Origin of the sequence: Corynebacterium sp. CCUG 65737, from assembly GCF_024454115.1 — a bacterium.
Lineage (GTDB): Bacteria > Actinomycetota > Actinomycetes > Mycobacteriales > Mycobacteriaceae > Corynebacterium > Corynebacterium genitalium.
In genome coordinates, this window is record NZ_JAGPZB010000005.1 from 1 (window position 1) to 12,472 (window position 12,472).

Below are 12,472 nucleotides of genomic sequence, written 5' to 3' on the forward strand. Positions count from 1 at the left end.
GAATCTCCTCTGAAACCCAACCGGCCACAACAACCACCTCTCGATCGAAGTGGCGCATTCACCCATTGACAGTCCCGGGTGAAACCCTCTGCGCTGACCTTGTTCATAGGCAAAGGTTCATTCCCGTTCACTTCCCCACTCCGACCGGCCGCACCCCACTCCGACCACCCAGCCCCGCTCCCGTAAGCGACACCCCCGCAGATCGAAACCCCCGCACCCATTCAGGAGCTGAACGGTGTGCGGGGGCACGAATCCTGCTTCGAGCTGCAGGTGCCTAGGAAACGCCTAGGCAGGCGGGTTGGTTACTACCTGTTGCCTAGTCGCGGGAGAGGATGGACAGGAGGCGCAGGATCTCGGTGTAGAGCCAGACCAGGGTGACGGCCAGGCCGAGGGCAACGCCCCATGCCATCTTGGCCGGCGCACCCATGCGGACGAGCTTGTCGGCAGTGTCGAAGTCGACGAGGAAGCTCAGGGACGCCAGCACGATGCAGACGAGGGAGAAGCCGATGGCCAGCGGGCCGCCATCACGAAGCGGGGACATACCGGTGAAGATGAACATCAGCAGGTTGCCGACGGCCAGGACGGCCACGCCGATGATGCAGCCGGTGAGGATGCGGGTGAACTTCGGGGTAACGCGGATCGCGCCGACTTTGTACACGAAGAGCATGCCGGCGAAGACACCAACCGTGCCCAGTACGGCCTGGAAGACGAGGGTGCCAGCGTCTGCGTTGCCGAGCATCCAGCCGGAGACGGCCATGGAGAAGCCGCCGACGAAGAGGCCCTCAAACGCGGCGTAGATCAGGGTCACAGCAGCGGATCCGTACTTGCCGCCGAAGCTGTGGATCAGGACGGTGATCAAGCCACCGATGGCACCCACGAACGTGAGGATCATGGAGATGCTCGGGTCGACTGCGATGCCGATACCGAAGTTGATCAGGGCAAATGCCACGATCACGGCGAGGGTGATGCCTGTCTTGGTCACGATGTCGTCGACGGTGATGGGACGCTCACCAGTCGCACCAGCGTACGGATCCTGCGCGTAACCGGCCTGGCCGTAAGGGTTCTGGCTAGCGCCGTAGGGGTCCTGGTAGCCGCCCTGCTGGTCGTAGCCGTAGGAGCCGCCCTGCGGGTTGTAGCCGTGGCCGCCCTGGGGCTGGCCGAACCCAGCCTGCTGTGCAGACTGAGGAAGTCGCGCCATCACGGGGTTGGAAGATTTCACTGGCCTGTTTCCTTTCTGATTTATAGCTCGAAGCAAAGATTCGACCGGTATTCGATCATACCGTTCAACGGGAGAACTGCCCGTTTCGTTCCCGCCGGGCGCAAAATAGTATGTAAGCCATGGTCTGGAGGCGTAGGTTCTTCTCGCGCGACCGGGTGAAGAAGCGCACCGGCAGCGAGTTCTTGCTTGACCATCTCGCGGCGCTGGCGGGCGCAGATCCCGTCGCAGTGCATGGCGAGCTAGAGTTCAGCGACGGTGTCGCGGTGCTCGTATACCGTTTCGACCAGCCTGTCCCCCACTACCTCTACGTCACGCACGGGATTTCCCAGACGAACAGCTCGCAGCCAGTCGCCGGGCTTCAGACAGAGCTTTCCCTGCGAGTGCCTCTGACAGAAGAGCCTCCCACGTGGCCTGTCCACCGTCTTCGCCGCTTGGCGGCGTACCTGCGTGAATCGGGTGATTCGCTCGAGCCGGGCCACTACATGGACTTACGTTCCCCTGTCTGCACGGACGCGACGCTGTCAGCGTTCATCTTCGTCAACGACCCGATTCTGGAGCTCTCGATCTCCCCCACCGGCTGGGTCCGTTTCATTTACGCCGTCGCAGTCACCGCAGATGAGCTTGAGGCGGCATTGCGCTGGGATCCTTTGAAGTTCGCGGGTGTTCTCGGCGACAGCATTCCGCTCGGCTTGAGCGATCCGCGTCGCAGCTCCTTGCTTATCGACGCCTCCTCCCTCCCCCTCATCACCTCCCACACTGAGGCGGAAGGCTCGTCGATATCTGCGGTGTCCTCCAGTTACTTCGCCGTGGATGAATCGGGGCGCATTGACATGACCGCTCAAGCTGCCGCAGATGTTGTCCGCGCTATGCGCTGGCGGCTTGGGTACGACAGGACCTTCGCGGTCATGGGTGCGGGCAACGGTGTCGAAGCGTGGCTGCGGTTTCTGCCGGACGAGGATGCCGCATCGTCGTCAGTCACCTTCAGCCGCGACAGTCCAGGCAAACAGCGGCGCACTCAGGAACCCCCGCTGTCCGCGCACATCACCGTCGAGGTCAACCGAGCCCTGCGCCACGAAATCATGGCTGTGCTCGAGGCCGAACCCGGCACCTACCGGATGCGGTCTGCCCCGCTGACGTTCTGCGTCATCGACCCGAAGCGCTGAAGAAATAGTGCCCCCAGTCGGACTCGAACCGACACTGAACGGATTTTAAGTCCGCTGCCTCTGCCAATTGGGCTATAGGGGCGTGCGGGCGGCGAGCGCTCGCACAGAACCAGAGTCTACGGCACCCCGAAGCCGTCAATGACAACGGTCGCCGCTAGCGGCGGGAGCGGGGAACGAGAAAGAACTGGCCCGCGATGTACGGCAGCAGAGCGAGGGCACGCACCGGTTTTTCCTTGTAGGCCCGGCGCGCAAGGTCGAGCGAGGAGACCATCCACGCGCCACGGGTCCACTTGTTGGGCCACCGACGGGCGATCCAGTTGAAGTCCCAGTTCATTGCCGTCGCTAGGGCAGCCTGTGAGGCTGGCGCGCCAAGCGGCGACAGCCCGGAAGCATCATCCAGGGTCTGCGAATCATCCCGTTCGTTGATGTCGGCAAGGGTGGGCACCATGACCACCGCTTGGGTGAGATTCAGCGGCAGCCACCACTTCCTACCGGGGGCGAAGAGGGACCAGATCGCCGCGAGCGCGTGGTACATGGTGGCCGTGGACCTGTAGTGATGCGGGTACGTTCCAAGGGCGGCTTCAATAACGGCTGACTCGAATGAATCGTTGCCACCCTCCGGAGTGCCGACGAGGTCTTCGAGGTCCCGCTCTTTGACCACAGTGTCGGAGGAAACGGAGTCAAAGATCGGCAAGATCTCCCCGTACGTCAACGGCGTCACAAACGACAATCCCAGGGCTGCCATGGGGCGGGTCATGATTGGGGCGGTGAAGTAGGGACGGCGCCGCATCTGCACGGTCTCGGCGTAGCGCTGCATCATCTCCACGTACGGCATGGTGTCCGGGCCGCCGACATCGAACGTGCGGTTGAGATCGGATGGGAGGTCAGCGGCGGCAACGAGGTAGTGGACAATGTCGCGCTGGCTAATCGGGGTGATCTCGTTGGTGATCCAATCTGGCGCGATGAAGAGCGGAACGCGCTCAGTCACGTGACGCAAAAGCTTGAACGACAATGATTCGGCACCGATGACCACGCCTGCTTGGAGTGCGGCGGTGGGAACGCCGGAACCCAGAAGGATCTCTCCCACCTTGATGCGGGAGGCAAGGTGCTCGGAGACATCGTCGGAGTCCCCGGTCACGCCCTGAGGGTGCAAGCCGCCGAGGTAAACGATCCGGCCTACCTTGTGGCGCGCAGCTTCCTCACCGAACTGGCGGGCCATTGTCGCTTCCTCATCGGCGAAGCCAGAGCCGCTGTCCATGGAGTGCAGCAGGTACCAGGCACAGTCCACGCCTTCAAGAGCTCGGGAGACGTCCTCGCGGTTGGTCGCGTCTCCTTCCACGATGTCCACGTCATCGCCCCAAGGGCGTTTTCTCGCTTTCGCGGCGGAGCGGCAGAGGATGCGGACGCGCCATCCGTCGTCAAGCAACTTGCTTACGACCTCTCCCCCGATGAATCCAGTGGCACCTGTAACGAGCGCTGTGCGTGTCATGCCCCCAACCTATACTGGCCGCATGAGATTCGGCTGGGTCATTCCCTGCGTGCTGGGCGCACTCGGACTGTTCTTGGCACGCAATGCGGGTGACGGCAGCCTCGGGTTCTACGCTTTTACCTTTTTTGCCGCGACGGTGTACGCACTCGGCTGGTGGCTGTGGGGCAGCAAGAACGCGCTCGCTGGGCCGAGGATCGGGCGTGAACTCGGCCGTGGCGTGCTCATCGGTGCTGTTTTAGCGATCGTCTTCGTGCTCGGCGCGCTAGTGGTGCAGAACATTCCGTTCCTGGCAGGCCCCGTCGAGCAGCTGCTGAACACCCCGGATCAGGGCGGGCTGTTGCCCACGTTCTTTGTGCTGGTCATCAACGGGATCGGCGAGGAGCTGGTGTACCGCGACATGGTGCCGCGGCAACTGCGCGAACGGTTCCCCCGGCTCCCGGAAATCTCTGTCGGCGTGGTGTCCACCCTGATCTACGGCGTGGTCACCATCGCAATGGGCGTGCCGCTGCTGGTGTTCTCAGCCCTGGTTCTCGGCGCCGTGGCGTTCTACGAGGCATCGCGCTCGCGGCGGTTGTACTCACCGATCGCCGTGCACCTGACGTGGAGCGTGACCATGCTGCTCGTCATGCCGCTTTTCTTTTAACCCGTACATGTAAACCCACTCCTTTCCGGCTCAACAAGCTACGCTGGGCTTGGTGATTGAATTCCGCGACGTCTCAAAGACGTACCCTGGAACCTCTGCACCGGCAGTGAATGGCTTCTCCCACACCGTCAAGGAGGGTTCCACAACCGCCTTCGTCGGCCCGTCCGGTTGCGGCAAAACAACCCTGTTACGCATGGTCAACCGCATGGTCGAGCCCGATACCGGCGCAGTTCTTGTGCGTGGGGAGGATGTTGCGGACACGGACCCAGTTCAACTGCGCCGCAGCATCGGCTACGTCATGCAGCACTCCGGTCTGATGCCCCACCGCAGCGTCCGCGACAACGTCGCCGACGTCGCCAAACTCGGCGGAGCGAGCAAGTCAGAGGCGAAACGCAAGGCATCCGAGATGCTCGAGCTGGTCAACCTCGACCCCGCATTGGAGGACCGCTACCCCGCGGAGCTTTCCGGCGGCCAAGCGCAGCGCGTCGGGGTGGCTCGCGGTCTGGTGAATCAGCCGGACGTGCTCATCATGGACGAGCCTTTCGGCGCCGTCGACCCGGTGGTGCGCCGCGGCCTCCAGCAGGAGATCATGAGCATTCGGGAGAACCTTGCCACCACGATCCTCATTGTCAGTCATGACATTGAGGAGGCGTTCTATCTCGGTGACACCGTGGTCATCCTCGGAGAACAGGCTCGTATCGAGCAAGCAGCGTCCCCGGAAGAGATCATGGCGCGCCCCGCGAACGATGCCGTGCGCGACTTCGTCGGCATGGACGCGCGCACCCTACGCACCGTAGAGCGCGACGGCGAGACGCTCGTCCTCGACGCAGGCGGCAACATCAAAGGGGTGCTGCGGTGAATTGGGCGTGGCTTTCCAGCAATCTCGGCATGATCGCAGGTCTCGCCGGGCAGCACCTGCTCATTGCGCTGCCAGCGATCATTGCGTCCTTCCTCATTGCGGTCCCGCTCGGTTGGGCCGCGCACCGCTCAGGCCGGTTCCGCGAAGTCATCGTTGTGGTGACCAGCCTGATCTATGTCATCCCGGGCTTGGCCATGTTCGTCTTCATGCCGTTGGTGTTGGGAACCTCGATCCTCTCGCCCGTCAACGTCGTCATCGCGATGACGCTCTACGGCATTGCGCTCATGGTCCGTAGCGCCGCCGACGCGTTCGACGCTGTTCCTGGAGCCGTGCGCCAATCCGCCACCGCAGCCGGTTACTCGCCGCTAGCACGCGTGATGCGGGTTGAACTTCCGTTAGCCGGCCCCGGGCTGCTGAGCGGGGTGCGGGTCGTGGCGGCATCGACAGTGTCCCTCATCTCCGTCGGCGCGCTTGTCGGCGTGCAGTCCCTCGGCACGCTGTTCACGGAAGGGTTCCAGCGCGCCTTCCCCACCGAGATCATTGCGGGGCTCGTGGGCACGATTCTGCTCGCAGTGCTTATCGACGTCTGCCTCACCCTCATCGCCCGCCTCACCATGCCGTGGAGGCACTGACCGCCATGCAACCGATTATCGACGCGTTCACCTACCTCACCGACCCAACCCACTGGTCCGGCGCCACCGGTTTTCCCATGCGGATCGCCGAACACCTCGGATACACGGTCCTGGCTGTGCTCTGCGCCGTGCTCATTGCACTGCCCATCGGGATGTATGTGGGCCACACACAACGCGGAGCCTCAGCAGTGCTCGCTGTCTCCGGTGCCCTGCGTGCTCTGCCTGCCCTCGGCCTGCTCACCTGGTTGGCCATTTCCATTCCGCGCGGGATCAGCTGGCCGATCATTCCCGCCACCATCGTGCTGGTGCTGCTCGCCGTGGCCCCGCTGCTCGCCGGCGTGGTGGCAGGCTTCGACTCGGTCTCGCGCGACGTGGTCTACTCCGCCCGCGCTGCCGGATTCAGCGAACGGCAGATTCTCCGCCACGTCGAGCTACCCATTGCTGCCCCGACAATCCTTGGCGGGTTGCGGTCCTGCGTCGTCCAGGTGCTGGCCACCGCGGTGGTCGTCGCCTACATCGGCATGGGCGGGTTGGGCCGATACCTGATCGATGGGCTTGCGGTACAGGATTATGCACGGATGGTGGCGGGAGCGATCGTCGTCACGCTTGTGGCGTTAGTCATGGACCTCCTGTTGGCTGCTGTGCAACGCTGGGCCACGCCTGCGGGCCTGCGAGTGAAAGGAAACGGCTAATGCTCAAACGCGTGTGGGTGCTGTTATTGCCACTGGTTCTCGCGGCGTGCGCCTCCGGTGACCCGCTGGAGACTGAGACGACCGAGGAGCCGGAGATCGAGGCCAGCGGGGACATCGTCATCGGCACCGCCAACTTCCCCGAGGCTGAGATCATCGGCCAGATCTGGGCGGCCGCGCTTTCTGATGCCGGTTTCGATGTCGACGTCGCTTCCGGCATCGGCTCCCGCGAGGTCTACATGACCGCCTTGGAGGACGGCGACGTCACCGTCGTGCCCGAGTACGCCGGCAACCTCGCCGCCTTTTACGACGACCTGCCCGAAGGTGCCGACGAGCAGACCATCCGCGACACCCTCGCCTCCTCCCTGCCCGAGACCATCGAGGTCGGCGAGTTCAGTCCCGCAGAATCAGCCGACGCCTATCGCGTCACTGCCGAGACCGCCGCGGACAACGACATCCAGACCATCGCCGATTTGGACAAGCTCGACCAGATCACCGTGGCTGCCCCGCCCGAATTTGCTGAACGGCGTTACGGCCCACCCGGTTTAACGTCGGTCTACGGCATTGACCCGTCCAAGATCAGGGTGAAGCCGATCTCGGATGCTGGCGGCCCGCTCACCGTTCAGGCGTTGGTCGAGGGCGCGGCAGAAACCGCCAACATCTTCACCACCTCCCCCGCCATCACCGGCAAGGGTGACCGCCCCGACCTCGTGATTCTTGAGGACCCCCTAAACCTCATCCCGCCGCAGAACGTCGTCCCCGTCATCCGCGCCGGCCAACTGCCGCCCGAAGCGCTCGACGTTCTCAACAACGTCAACGCCTCATTGACCACTGATGACCTGGTGGAAATGAACCTCCGCAACGTCGGCGACGAGCGCGCCGAGCCGGCCGTCATCGCCAGGGACTGGGTGGACGGTCTGGAGCTTTAGCGCCTCCCAACTGTAGAATCAGCAGGAAGAAAGGAGGTCGCACATGACTCGGACGATGAAAAACCTCAACCCAACTTCTGATCTTTCACCCAAGGAAATCCGGGAATATTCCGCAGGCGCCGCGAATCTAGCCGGCGGGCGCACAGCCGACCCCTACCTGTCGGAATTGCTCGATGCCCACGCTGCAGGTGAGCTCACAACCGAACAAGCTCAACAGCTGGCTCGAGAACACATCCTCGGATAATGGCGCGGTGGGGGGCGTTCAGAAACTGGGATGACTACTTCATCCCTGGAACACGTACATTACGCAACCTCTTCGTGAGCGATGAAGAACCGTTCGGCGTTGAAGACCCAGAAAAACTGCGGGTACTGGAGTTGGTTAACACGGAGTTCCGCTTGAATGAGCTCGCCACCAACCCCCTCCCCGGCAACTTCGATTACGCCCACATGAAGGCGATCCACCGCCACATTTTCCAGGATGTGTACGAGTGAGCGGGCGAAGAACGCGTCGCCCCAACTGGGCAATGGATGGCCAAAGACGGCCACGCCTACTACCCCGCCGGACCCGTCCTCACCGAAGCAGCCGAAAAGCAGTACCGGCTTTTGGACGAAAAGAACCTACTCAAAGGTTTGACGCGAGAGGAGTTCATCATCGAACTTGCGGAAGCCTGGGGTGAAATCAATGTCATCCACAGCTTCCGAGAGGGCAACACCCGCGCGCAGGTGGTGTTCTTCAGCGAGCTCGCCCGCAACGCGGGCTACGTGCTGGAACCAGCGGTGTTCCTTGATGATCCGCTTCGCGACGCTTTCGTTGCTGCCCGCTTTCACTCCCAAGACACCGGCGAGAACACCAAACTGGCCGCGGTTCTGTCCACCATCGTGCGCGCATGACCGAACACTGGCCCGTTCAGTCGGCTACTCGCTCACCGAGAACACACGCTTCTTCCGCTTATCGCCGTTCCCGGCTGCGCCGTCCGCAGCACCATCCCCCACTGCCGTGGACCCCGACACGGACACCGGGTCCACGTCGAACATCTCAGACAGGAAGTCGGCGACCCACTGGAGCAGTTCTTCGTCGCGCAGGTTGGGTGCGTTGAGCGCCTTCTTCGTCCCGCCTTCGCGCGGGAAAGGCACCTGGATGGCCTTTGCGGCGGCACGGTAGTTCGCGCCCGGGTAGAGGCGCTTCAGCCGGATCTGTTTCGAGTCGGCCATGTCCACCGGGTGGAACTTCAGGCGGGTGCCCTGCATGGTGATGTCAGCAACCCCGGCCTTGCGGGCCTGATGGCGCACGCGTGCCACCGCGAAGAGACGCTGGACCTCGGCGGGAAGATCGCCGAAACGGTCGACAAGTTCGTCGGCGACCGTTGTCAGCTCGTCCTCGTCGCGGGCGGCGGCGAGCTTGCGGTAGCTCTCCAGGCGTAGGCGCTCGGAGTTGATATAGGTCTCCGGAATGTGAGCGTCAACAGGCAGGTCGATGCGGATTTCCTTGGGGCCGTGGTCGGTGGCGTCGACAACTTCGCCCTGCATGAGGGACTTGAATGTCTCCACTGCCTCACCGACGAGGCGGACGTACATGTCGAAGCCGACACCAGCGATGTGTCCGGACTGCTCCGCACCGAGCACGTTGCCGGCGCCGCGCATCTCCAGGTCCTTTTGCGCGACAGCCATGCCGGCGCCCAAGTCGTTGTTCTGGGCGATGGTGGCCAAGCGGTCGTAGGACGTCTCGGTGAGCACCTTGTCCTTGGGGTACAGGAAGTAGGCATAGCCGCGCTCGCGGGAACGGCCGACGCGGCCACGCAGCTGGTGGAGCTGCGACAGACCCATGTTCTGGGCGTTTTCGACGATCAGCGTGTTGGCGTTGGCAATGTCCAAGCCAGTTTCCACGATCGTCGTGCACACGAGCACGTCGAATTCGCGGCCCCAAAACCCTTGCACGGTCTGTTCGAGCACCTGCTCACTCATCTGGCCGTGGGCGACGACGATGCGCGCCTCCGGTACAAGGGTGCGCAGGTGGCGGGCGGTTTTCTCAATGTCGGCGACCTTGTTGTGGATGTAGAACACCTGGCCGTCGCGCAGCAGCTCACGGCGGATCGCGGCGGCGACCTGCTTGTCCTCCTGCGGGCCGACGTACGTGAGCACCGGGTGGCGGTCCTCCGGCGGGGTCGTGATCGAGGTCATCTCGCGGATGCCGGTCAGGGACATCTCCAGGGTGCGCGGGATCGGCGTCGCGGTCATGGTGAGCACGTCGACATGCGATTTCAGGGCCTTGATGTGCTCCTTGTGCTCGACACCAAAGCGCTGCTCCTCATCGACGACGATGAGCCCCAGGTTCTTCCACTGCACACCCGTCTGCAGCAGCCGGTGGGTGCCAATGACGATGTCGACGGAGCCGTCGGCAAGCCCGGCGCTTATCTTCTTCGCGTCCGCGGCCGTGGTGAAGCGCGACAGCTCGCGAATCTCCACCCCGAACCCGTCCATGCGCTGAGAAAACGTCGAGTAGTGCTGCTGGGCGAGCAGTGTGGTGGGCACGAGCACGGCGACCTGCTTGCCGTCCTGCACCGCCTTGAACGCGGCGCGCACCGCGACCTCGGTCTTGCCGAAGCCAACGTCACCGACAATGACGCGGTCCATTGGCGTGGGCTTTTCCATGTCGGACTTCACGGCTTCAATCGCAGCCATCTGGTCTTCGGTTTCGACGAAGGGGAAGTTGTCCTCCATCTCCATCTGCCAGGGCGAATCCGCCGCGAACGCGTGCCCCGGCGCGGACGCGCGCTTGGCGTAGAGCTCCACAAGTTCACCGGCGATTTCACGCACCGCGGCGCGAGCTTTGCGCTTCGTGTTCTTCCAGTCGGAGCCGCCCATTTTGCTTAACGACGGCTGCTCCCCGCCCGAATACTTGCTCAGCAGGTCCAAGGAATCCATTGGAACCCACAGCATGTCCGCGGGTTGGCCGCGCTTGGCGGGCTGGTACTCGAGCACGATGAACTCGCGCCGGGCAGCGTCAGAGCCGGTGCCGATTGTGCGCTCAGCCATCTTCACAAAGCGGCCAATGCCGTGCGTGTCATGGACGACGTAGTCCCCCGGCTTAAGCGCGAGCGGGTCGACGCGGTTGCGGCGGCGCGGAGCGCGACGCTTGGCCCCGGCGATGTCGCCGACACGGTTGCCGGTCACGTCGGTCTCAGTGAAAACGACCAGCCCCGGGCCGGGGAAGCTCAGGCCGGCATGGGACAGAGCCTGATAGAGAGTCACCTGGCCATCGACCGGCTCCAGGCCCGGGGTAGCAATGCGCGCGGAGACGCTGTTTTCACGCAGCCTTTCCGCCATACGCTCGATCGTGCCCTTGGCTGGTGCGACGAACGCAGCGCGGCCGCCGCCCTGCAGGTGCAGCTTCACCTGGCCGTACAGCGCCTCGATCTGCTTCGGGTCGCCCTTTGGTGCGGGGGCGGGCTCGTACTCGAGCGGCAAGGTGGCCTCATCATCAGCGGTGAACATGCCGGGCGGTGCGAACGTCCACCAGGCGTTGGCCGCGTCGCGCGCCGAGACCTCGAGTGATTCGAAGGAGCGGTAGGAGCTGGCCGACACGTCGAGTCCTTCAGCGGCAACAGGACCCTCTGCTCCCATGGCGGCGGCCTCCCAGCCCGCTTCGAGGAACTCTTGGTCGGTCGCTTGCAGGTCAGCAATGCGGGCGCGCACCTTCTCCGGAGAGGTCACCAACACGATCGAGCCGGCCGGCATGAGCTCCGGCAGCACGGAGAAGCTCACATCCGTCAGGGCGGGAACGATCGCCTCCATGCCGTCGACGTAGGTCCCTTCCGATACGCGCTCCAGCAACTGGGCCAACGTCGGGTTGCCGCTGTGCGCGGTGGAAAGGGCTTGGGCGCGGGTGCGGACGGAGTCGTCGATAAGCAACTGGCGCGCGGGGTGCATCTCGACGGAGGCGACATCATCGATGGTGCGCTGATCAGCCACCGCGAACGTGCGCAGATCAGTGGCCTCATCACCCCAGAACTCGATGCGGACGGGGTGCTCGGCGGTCGTGGGAAACACATCGATGATGCCGCCGCGGGTGGCGAACTCGCCGCGCTTGGCCACCATGTCCACGTGCTCGTACGCGAAGCGGACTAGGGTTTCGGTGAGCTCACTGAAGTCGTATTCCTCGCCGAGTTTCACCGTGACTGGAGCCACCGACGGCAGCACCGGCTGGCAGGCCGCGCGTGCCGACGCCACGACCACACGCGTGGATGCGATGTTGTGCACCACCTTGTTGCGCGCACCGATGACATCCGCCGCAGGCGAAAGGCGCTCGTGCGGCAAGGTCTCCAGCGCCGGCATCAAAGCGACCTGCTCCTGGCCGATGAGCGCCGCGATCTCCGCCGCGAGATCCTCTGCCTCATGCCCGGTGGCGGTAATGAGCAGGACCGGCACCTCACGTGAGAGCGCCGCCGCAGCCCACGGACGCACTTGGTCGATGCCGGTGACGTGGAGCGCGGGATCCCCCACGCGTGCGCGCAAGCCCGTCAGCTTCGGGTCGCCCGCGGCCTGCGTGAGCACTCCGGCGAGCATGGGAAGGTCTTCGGTGTGGTTGGCCATGGAATCTTTCTGCGAAGCGCTTGGGGTGTTGGGCAGGCAATAAAAAAGCTTCCCCACCAGGACTCGAACCTAGAATGACGGTACCAAAAACCGTAGTGTTGCCAATTACACCATGGGGAAAGACGATCAAGAGCATACCGCATCCCCGCTCCTGCCCCTAATAAGCCTTCGTTGCTCTCCTCGCCTCGGTGCACTGCAGCGGCGAGGGCAACGCTTTCAGCCAAAAGCCCAGTACGGAAGGCGTAGAACCGTTCAATGT

General features: G+C 63.6%; 12 protein-coding genes and 1 tRNA gene. 9 read left to right on the plus strand and 4 right to left on the minus strand.

What is annotated here, in order from left to right:
• Window positions 1-316 precede the first annotated feature (316 nt).
• Window positions 317-1,219, minus strand: a complete 903-nt coding sequence (locus KBX17_RS05175) for a Bax inhibitor-1/YccA family protein (RefSeq protein WP_005291123.1) — start codon at window positions 1,217-1,219, stop codon at window positions 317-319.
• A gap of 119 nt (window positions 1,220-1,338) precedes the next feature.
• Here KBX17_RS05175 and KBX17_RS05180 point away from each other — a divergent pair, with 119 nt between their 5' ends.
• Window positions 1,339-2,382, plus strand: coding sequence for a suppressor of fused domain protein (locus KBX17_RS05180; protein WP_255997055.1), 1,044 nt, complete (start codon window positions 1,339-1,341; stop codon window positions 2,380-2,382).
• An 8-nt stretch (window positions 2,383-2,390) separates the two neighbouring features.
• Here the strand turns inward: KBX17_RS05180 and KBX17_RS05185 are convergent.
• A tRNA-Leu gene (locus KBX17_RS05185) sits at window positions 2,391-2,464 on the minus strand.
• Between the two features lie 72 nt (window positions 2,465-2,536).
• The gene (locus tag KBX17_RS05190) at window positions 2,537-3,871 is read right to left on the minus strand and encodes an NAD(P)H-binding protein (RefSeq protein ID WP_256018786.1); all 1,335 of its coding nucleotides are present in this window, start codon (window positions 3,869-3,871) and stop codon (window positions 2,537-2,539) included.
• Between the two features lie 22 nt (window positions 3,872-3,893).
• Here KBX17_RS05190 and KBX17_RS05195 point away from each other — a divergent pair, with 22 nt between their 5' ends.
• The 8 genes from KBX17_RS05195 (at window position 3,894) to KBX17_RS05230 (ending at window position 8,514) form a co-directional block, all read left to right on the plus strand.
• Entirely contained in the window at window positions 3,894-4,514 is a 621-nt protein-coding gene (locus KBX17_RS05195) for a CPBP family intramembrane glutamic endopeptidase (protein ID WP_256018788.1), read from the plus strand.
• A gap of 52 nt (window positions 4,515-4,566) precedes the next feature.
• Entirely contained in the window at window positions 4,567-5,373 is an 807-nt protein-coding gene (locus KBX17_RS05200; protein ID WP_005291138.1) for an ABC transporter ATP-binding protein, read from the plus strand.
• On the plus strand, window positions 5,370-6,005 hold the full coding sequence (locus KBX17_RS05205) for an ABC transporter permease (protein WP_370686977.1): 636 nt from the start codon (window positions 5,370-5,372) through the stop codon (window positions 6,003-6,005). The genes KBX17_RS05200 and KBX17_RS05205 overlap by 4 nt, the downstream gene beginning before the upstream one ends.
• Before the next feature lie 5 nt (window positions 6,006-6,010).
• Window positions 6,011-6,697, plus strand: a complete 687-nt coding sequence (locus tag KBX17_RS05210) for an ABC transporter permease (protein WP_256018789.1) — start codon at window positions 6,011-6,013, stop codon at window positions 6,695-6,697.
• Entirely contained in the window at window positions 6,697-7,623 is a 927-nt protein-coding gene (locus KBX17_RS05215; RefSeq protein ID WP_005291146.1) for an ABC transporter substrate-binding protein, read from the plus strand. The genes KBX17_RS05210 and KBX17_RS05215 overlap by 1 nt, the downstream gene beginning before the upstream one ends.
• Window positions 7,624-7,666: 43 nt before the next feature.
• Window positions 7,667-7,867 (plus strand): antitoxin VbhA family protein, encoded by a 201-nt coding sequence (locus KBX17_RS05220; protein ID WP_005291148.1) that lies wholly within the window; start codon window positions 7,667-7,669, stop codon window positions 7,865-7,867.
• Window positions 7,868-7,941: 74 nt separating this feature from the next.
• On the plus strand, window positions 7,942-8,115 hold the full coding sequence (locus KBX17_RS05225; RefSeq protein WP_256018791.1) for a hypothetical protein: 174 nt from the start codon (window positions 7,942-7,944) through the stop codon (window positions 8,113-8,115).
• 36 nt (window positions 8,116-8,151) lie between these two features.
• Complete coding sequence (locus KBX17_RS05230) at window positions 8,152-8,514, plus strand: Fic family protein (protein ID WP_256018793.1); 363 nt, start codon at window positions 8,152-8,154, stop codon at window positions 8,512-8,514.
• Window positions 8,515-8,538: 24 nt separating this feature from the next.
• Here KBX17_RS05230 and mfd read toward each other — a convergent pair whose 3' ends face one another.
• Window positions 8,539-12,213 (minus strand): transcription-repair coupling factor, encoded by a 3,675-nt coding sequence (gene mfd, locus KBX17_RS05235; RefSeq protein ID WP_256018794.1) that lies wholly within the window; start codon window positions 12,211-12,213, stop codon window positions 8,539-8,541.
• Window positions 12,214-12,472: the final 259 nt, after the last annotated feature.

What these genes read in the sequence shown, in the direction of transcription:
- KBX17_RS05215 (WP_005291146.1), top strand. Translation starts at nt 6,697, where the DNA reads ATGCTCAAACGCGTGTGGGTGCTGTTATTGCCACTGGTTCTCGCGGCG.
- KBX17_RS05195 (WP_256018788.1), top strand. Translation starts at nt 3,894, where the DNA reads ATGAGATTCGGCTGGGTCATTCCCTGCGTGCTGGGCGCACTCGGACTG.
- KBX17_RS05220 (WP_005291148.1), top strand. Translation starts at nt 7,667, where the DNA reads ATGACTCGGACGATGAAAAACCTCAACCCAACTTCTGATCTTTCACCC.
- mfd (WP_256018794.1), bottom strand. Translation starts at nt 12,213, where the DNA reads ATGGCCAACCACACCGAAGACCTTCCCATGCTCGCCGGAGTGCTCACG.
- KBX17_RS05180 (WP_255997055.1), top strand. Translation starts at nt 1,339, where the DNA reads ATGGTCTGGAGGCGTAGGTTCTTCTCGCGCGACCGGGTGAAGAAGCGC.
- KBX17_RS05190 (WP_256018786.1), bottom strand. Translation starts at nt 3,871, where the DNA reads ATGACACGCACAGCGCTCGTTACAGGTGCCACTGGATTCATCGGGGGA.
- KBX17_RS05210 (WP_256018789.1), top strand. Translation starts at nt 6,011, where the DNA reads ATGCAACCGATTATCGACGCGTTCACCTACCTCACCGACCCAACCCAC.
- KBX17_RS05230 (WP_256018793.1), top strand. Translation starts at nt 8,152, where the DNA reads ATGGCCAAAGACGGCCACGCCTACTACCCCGCCGGACCCGTCCTCACC.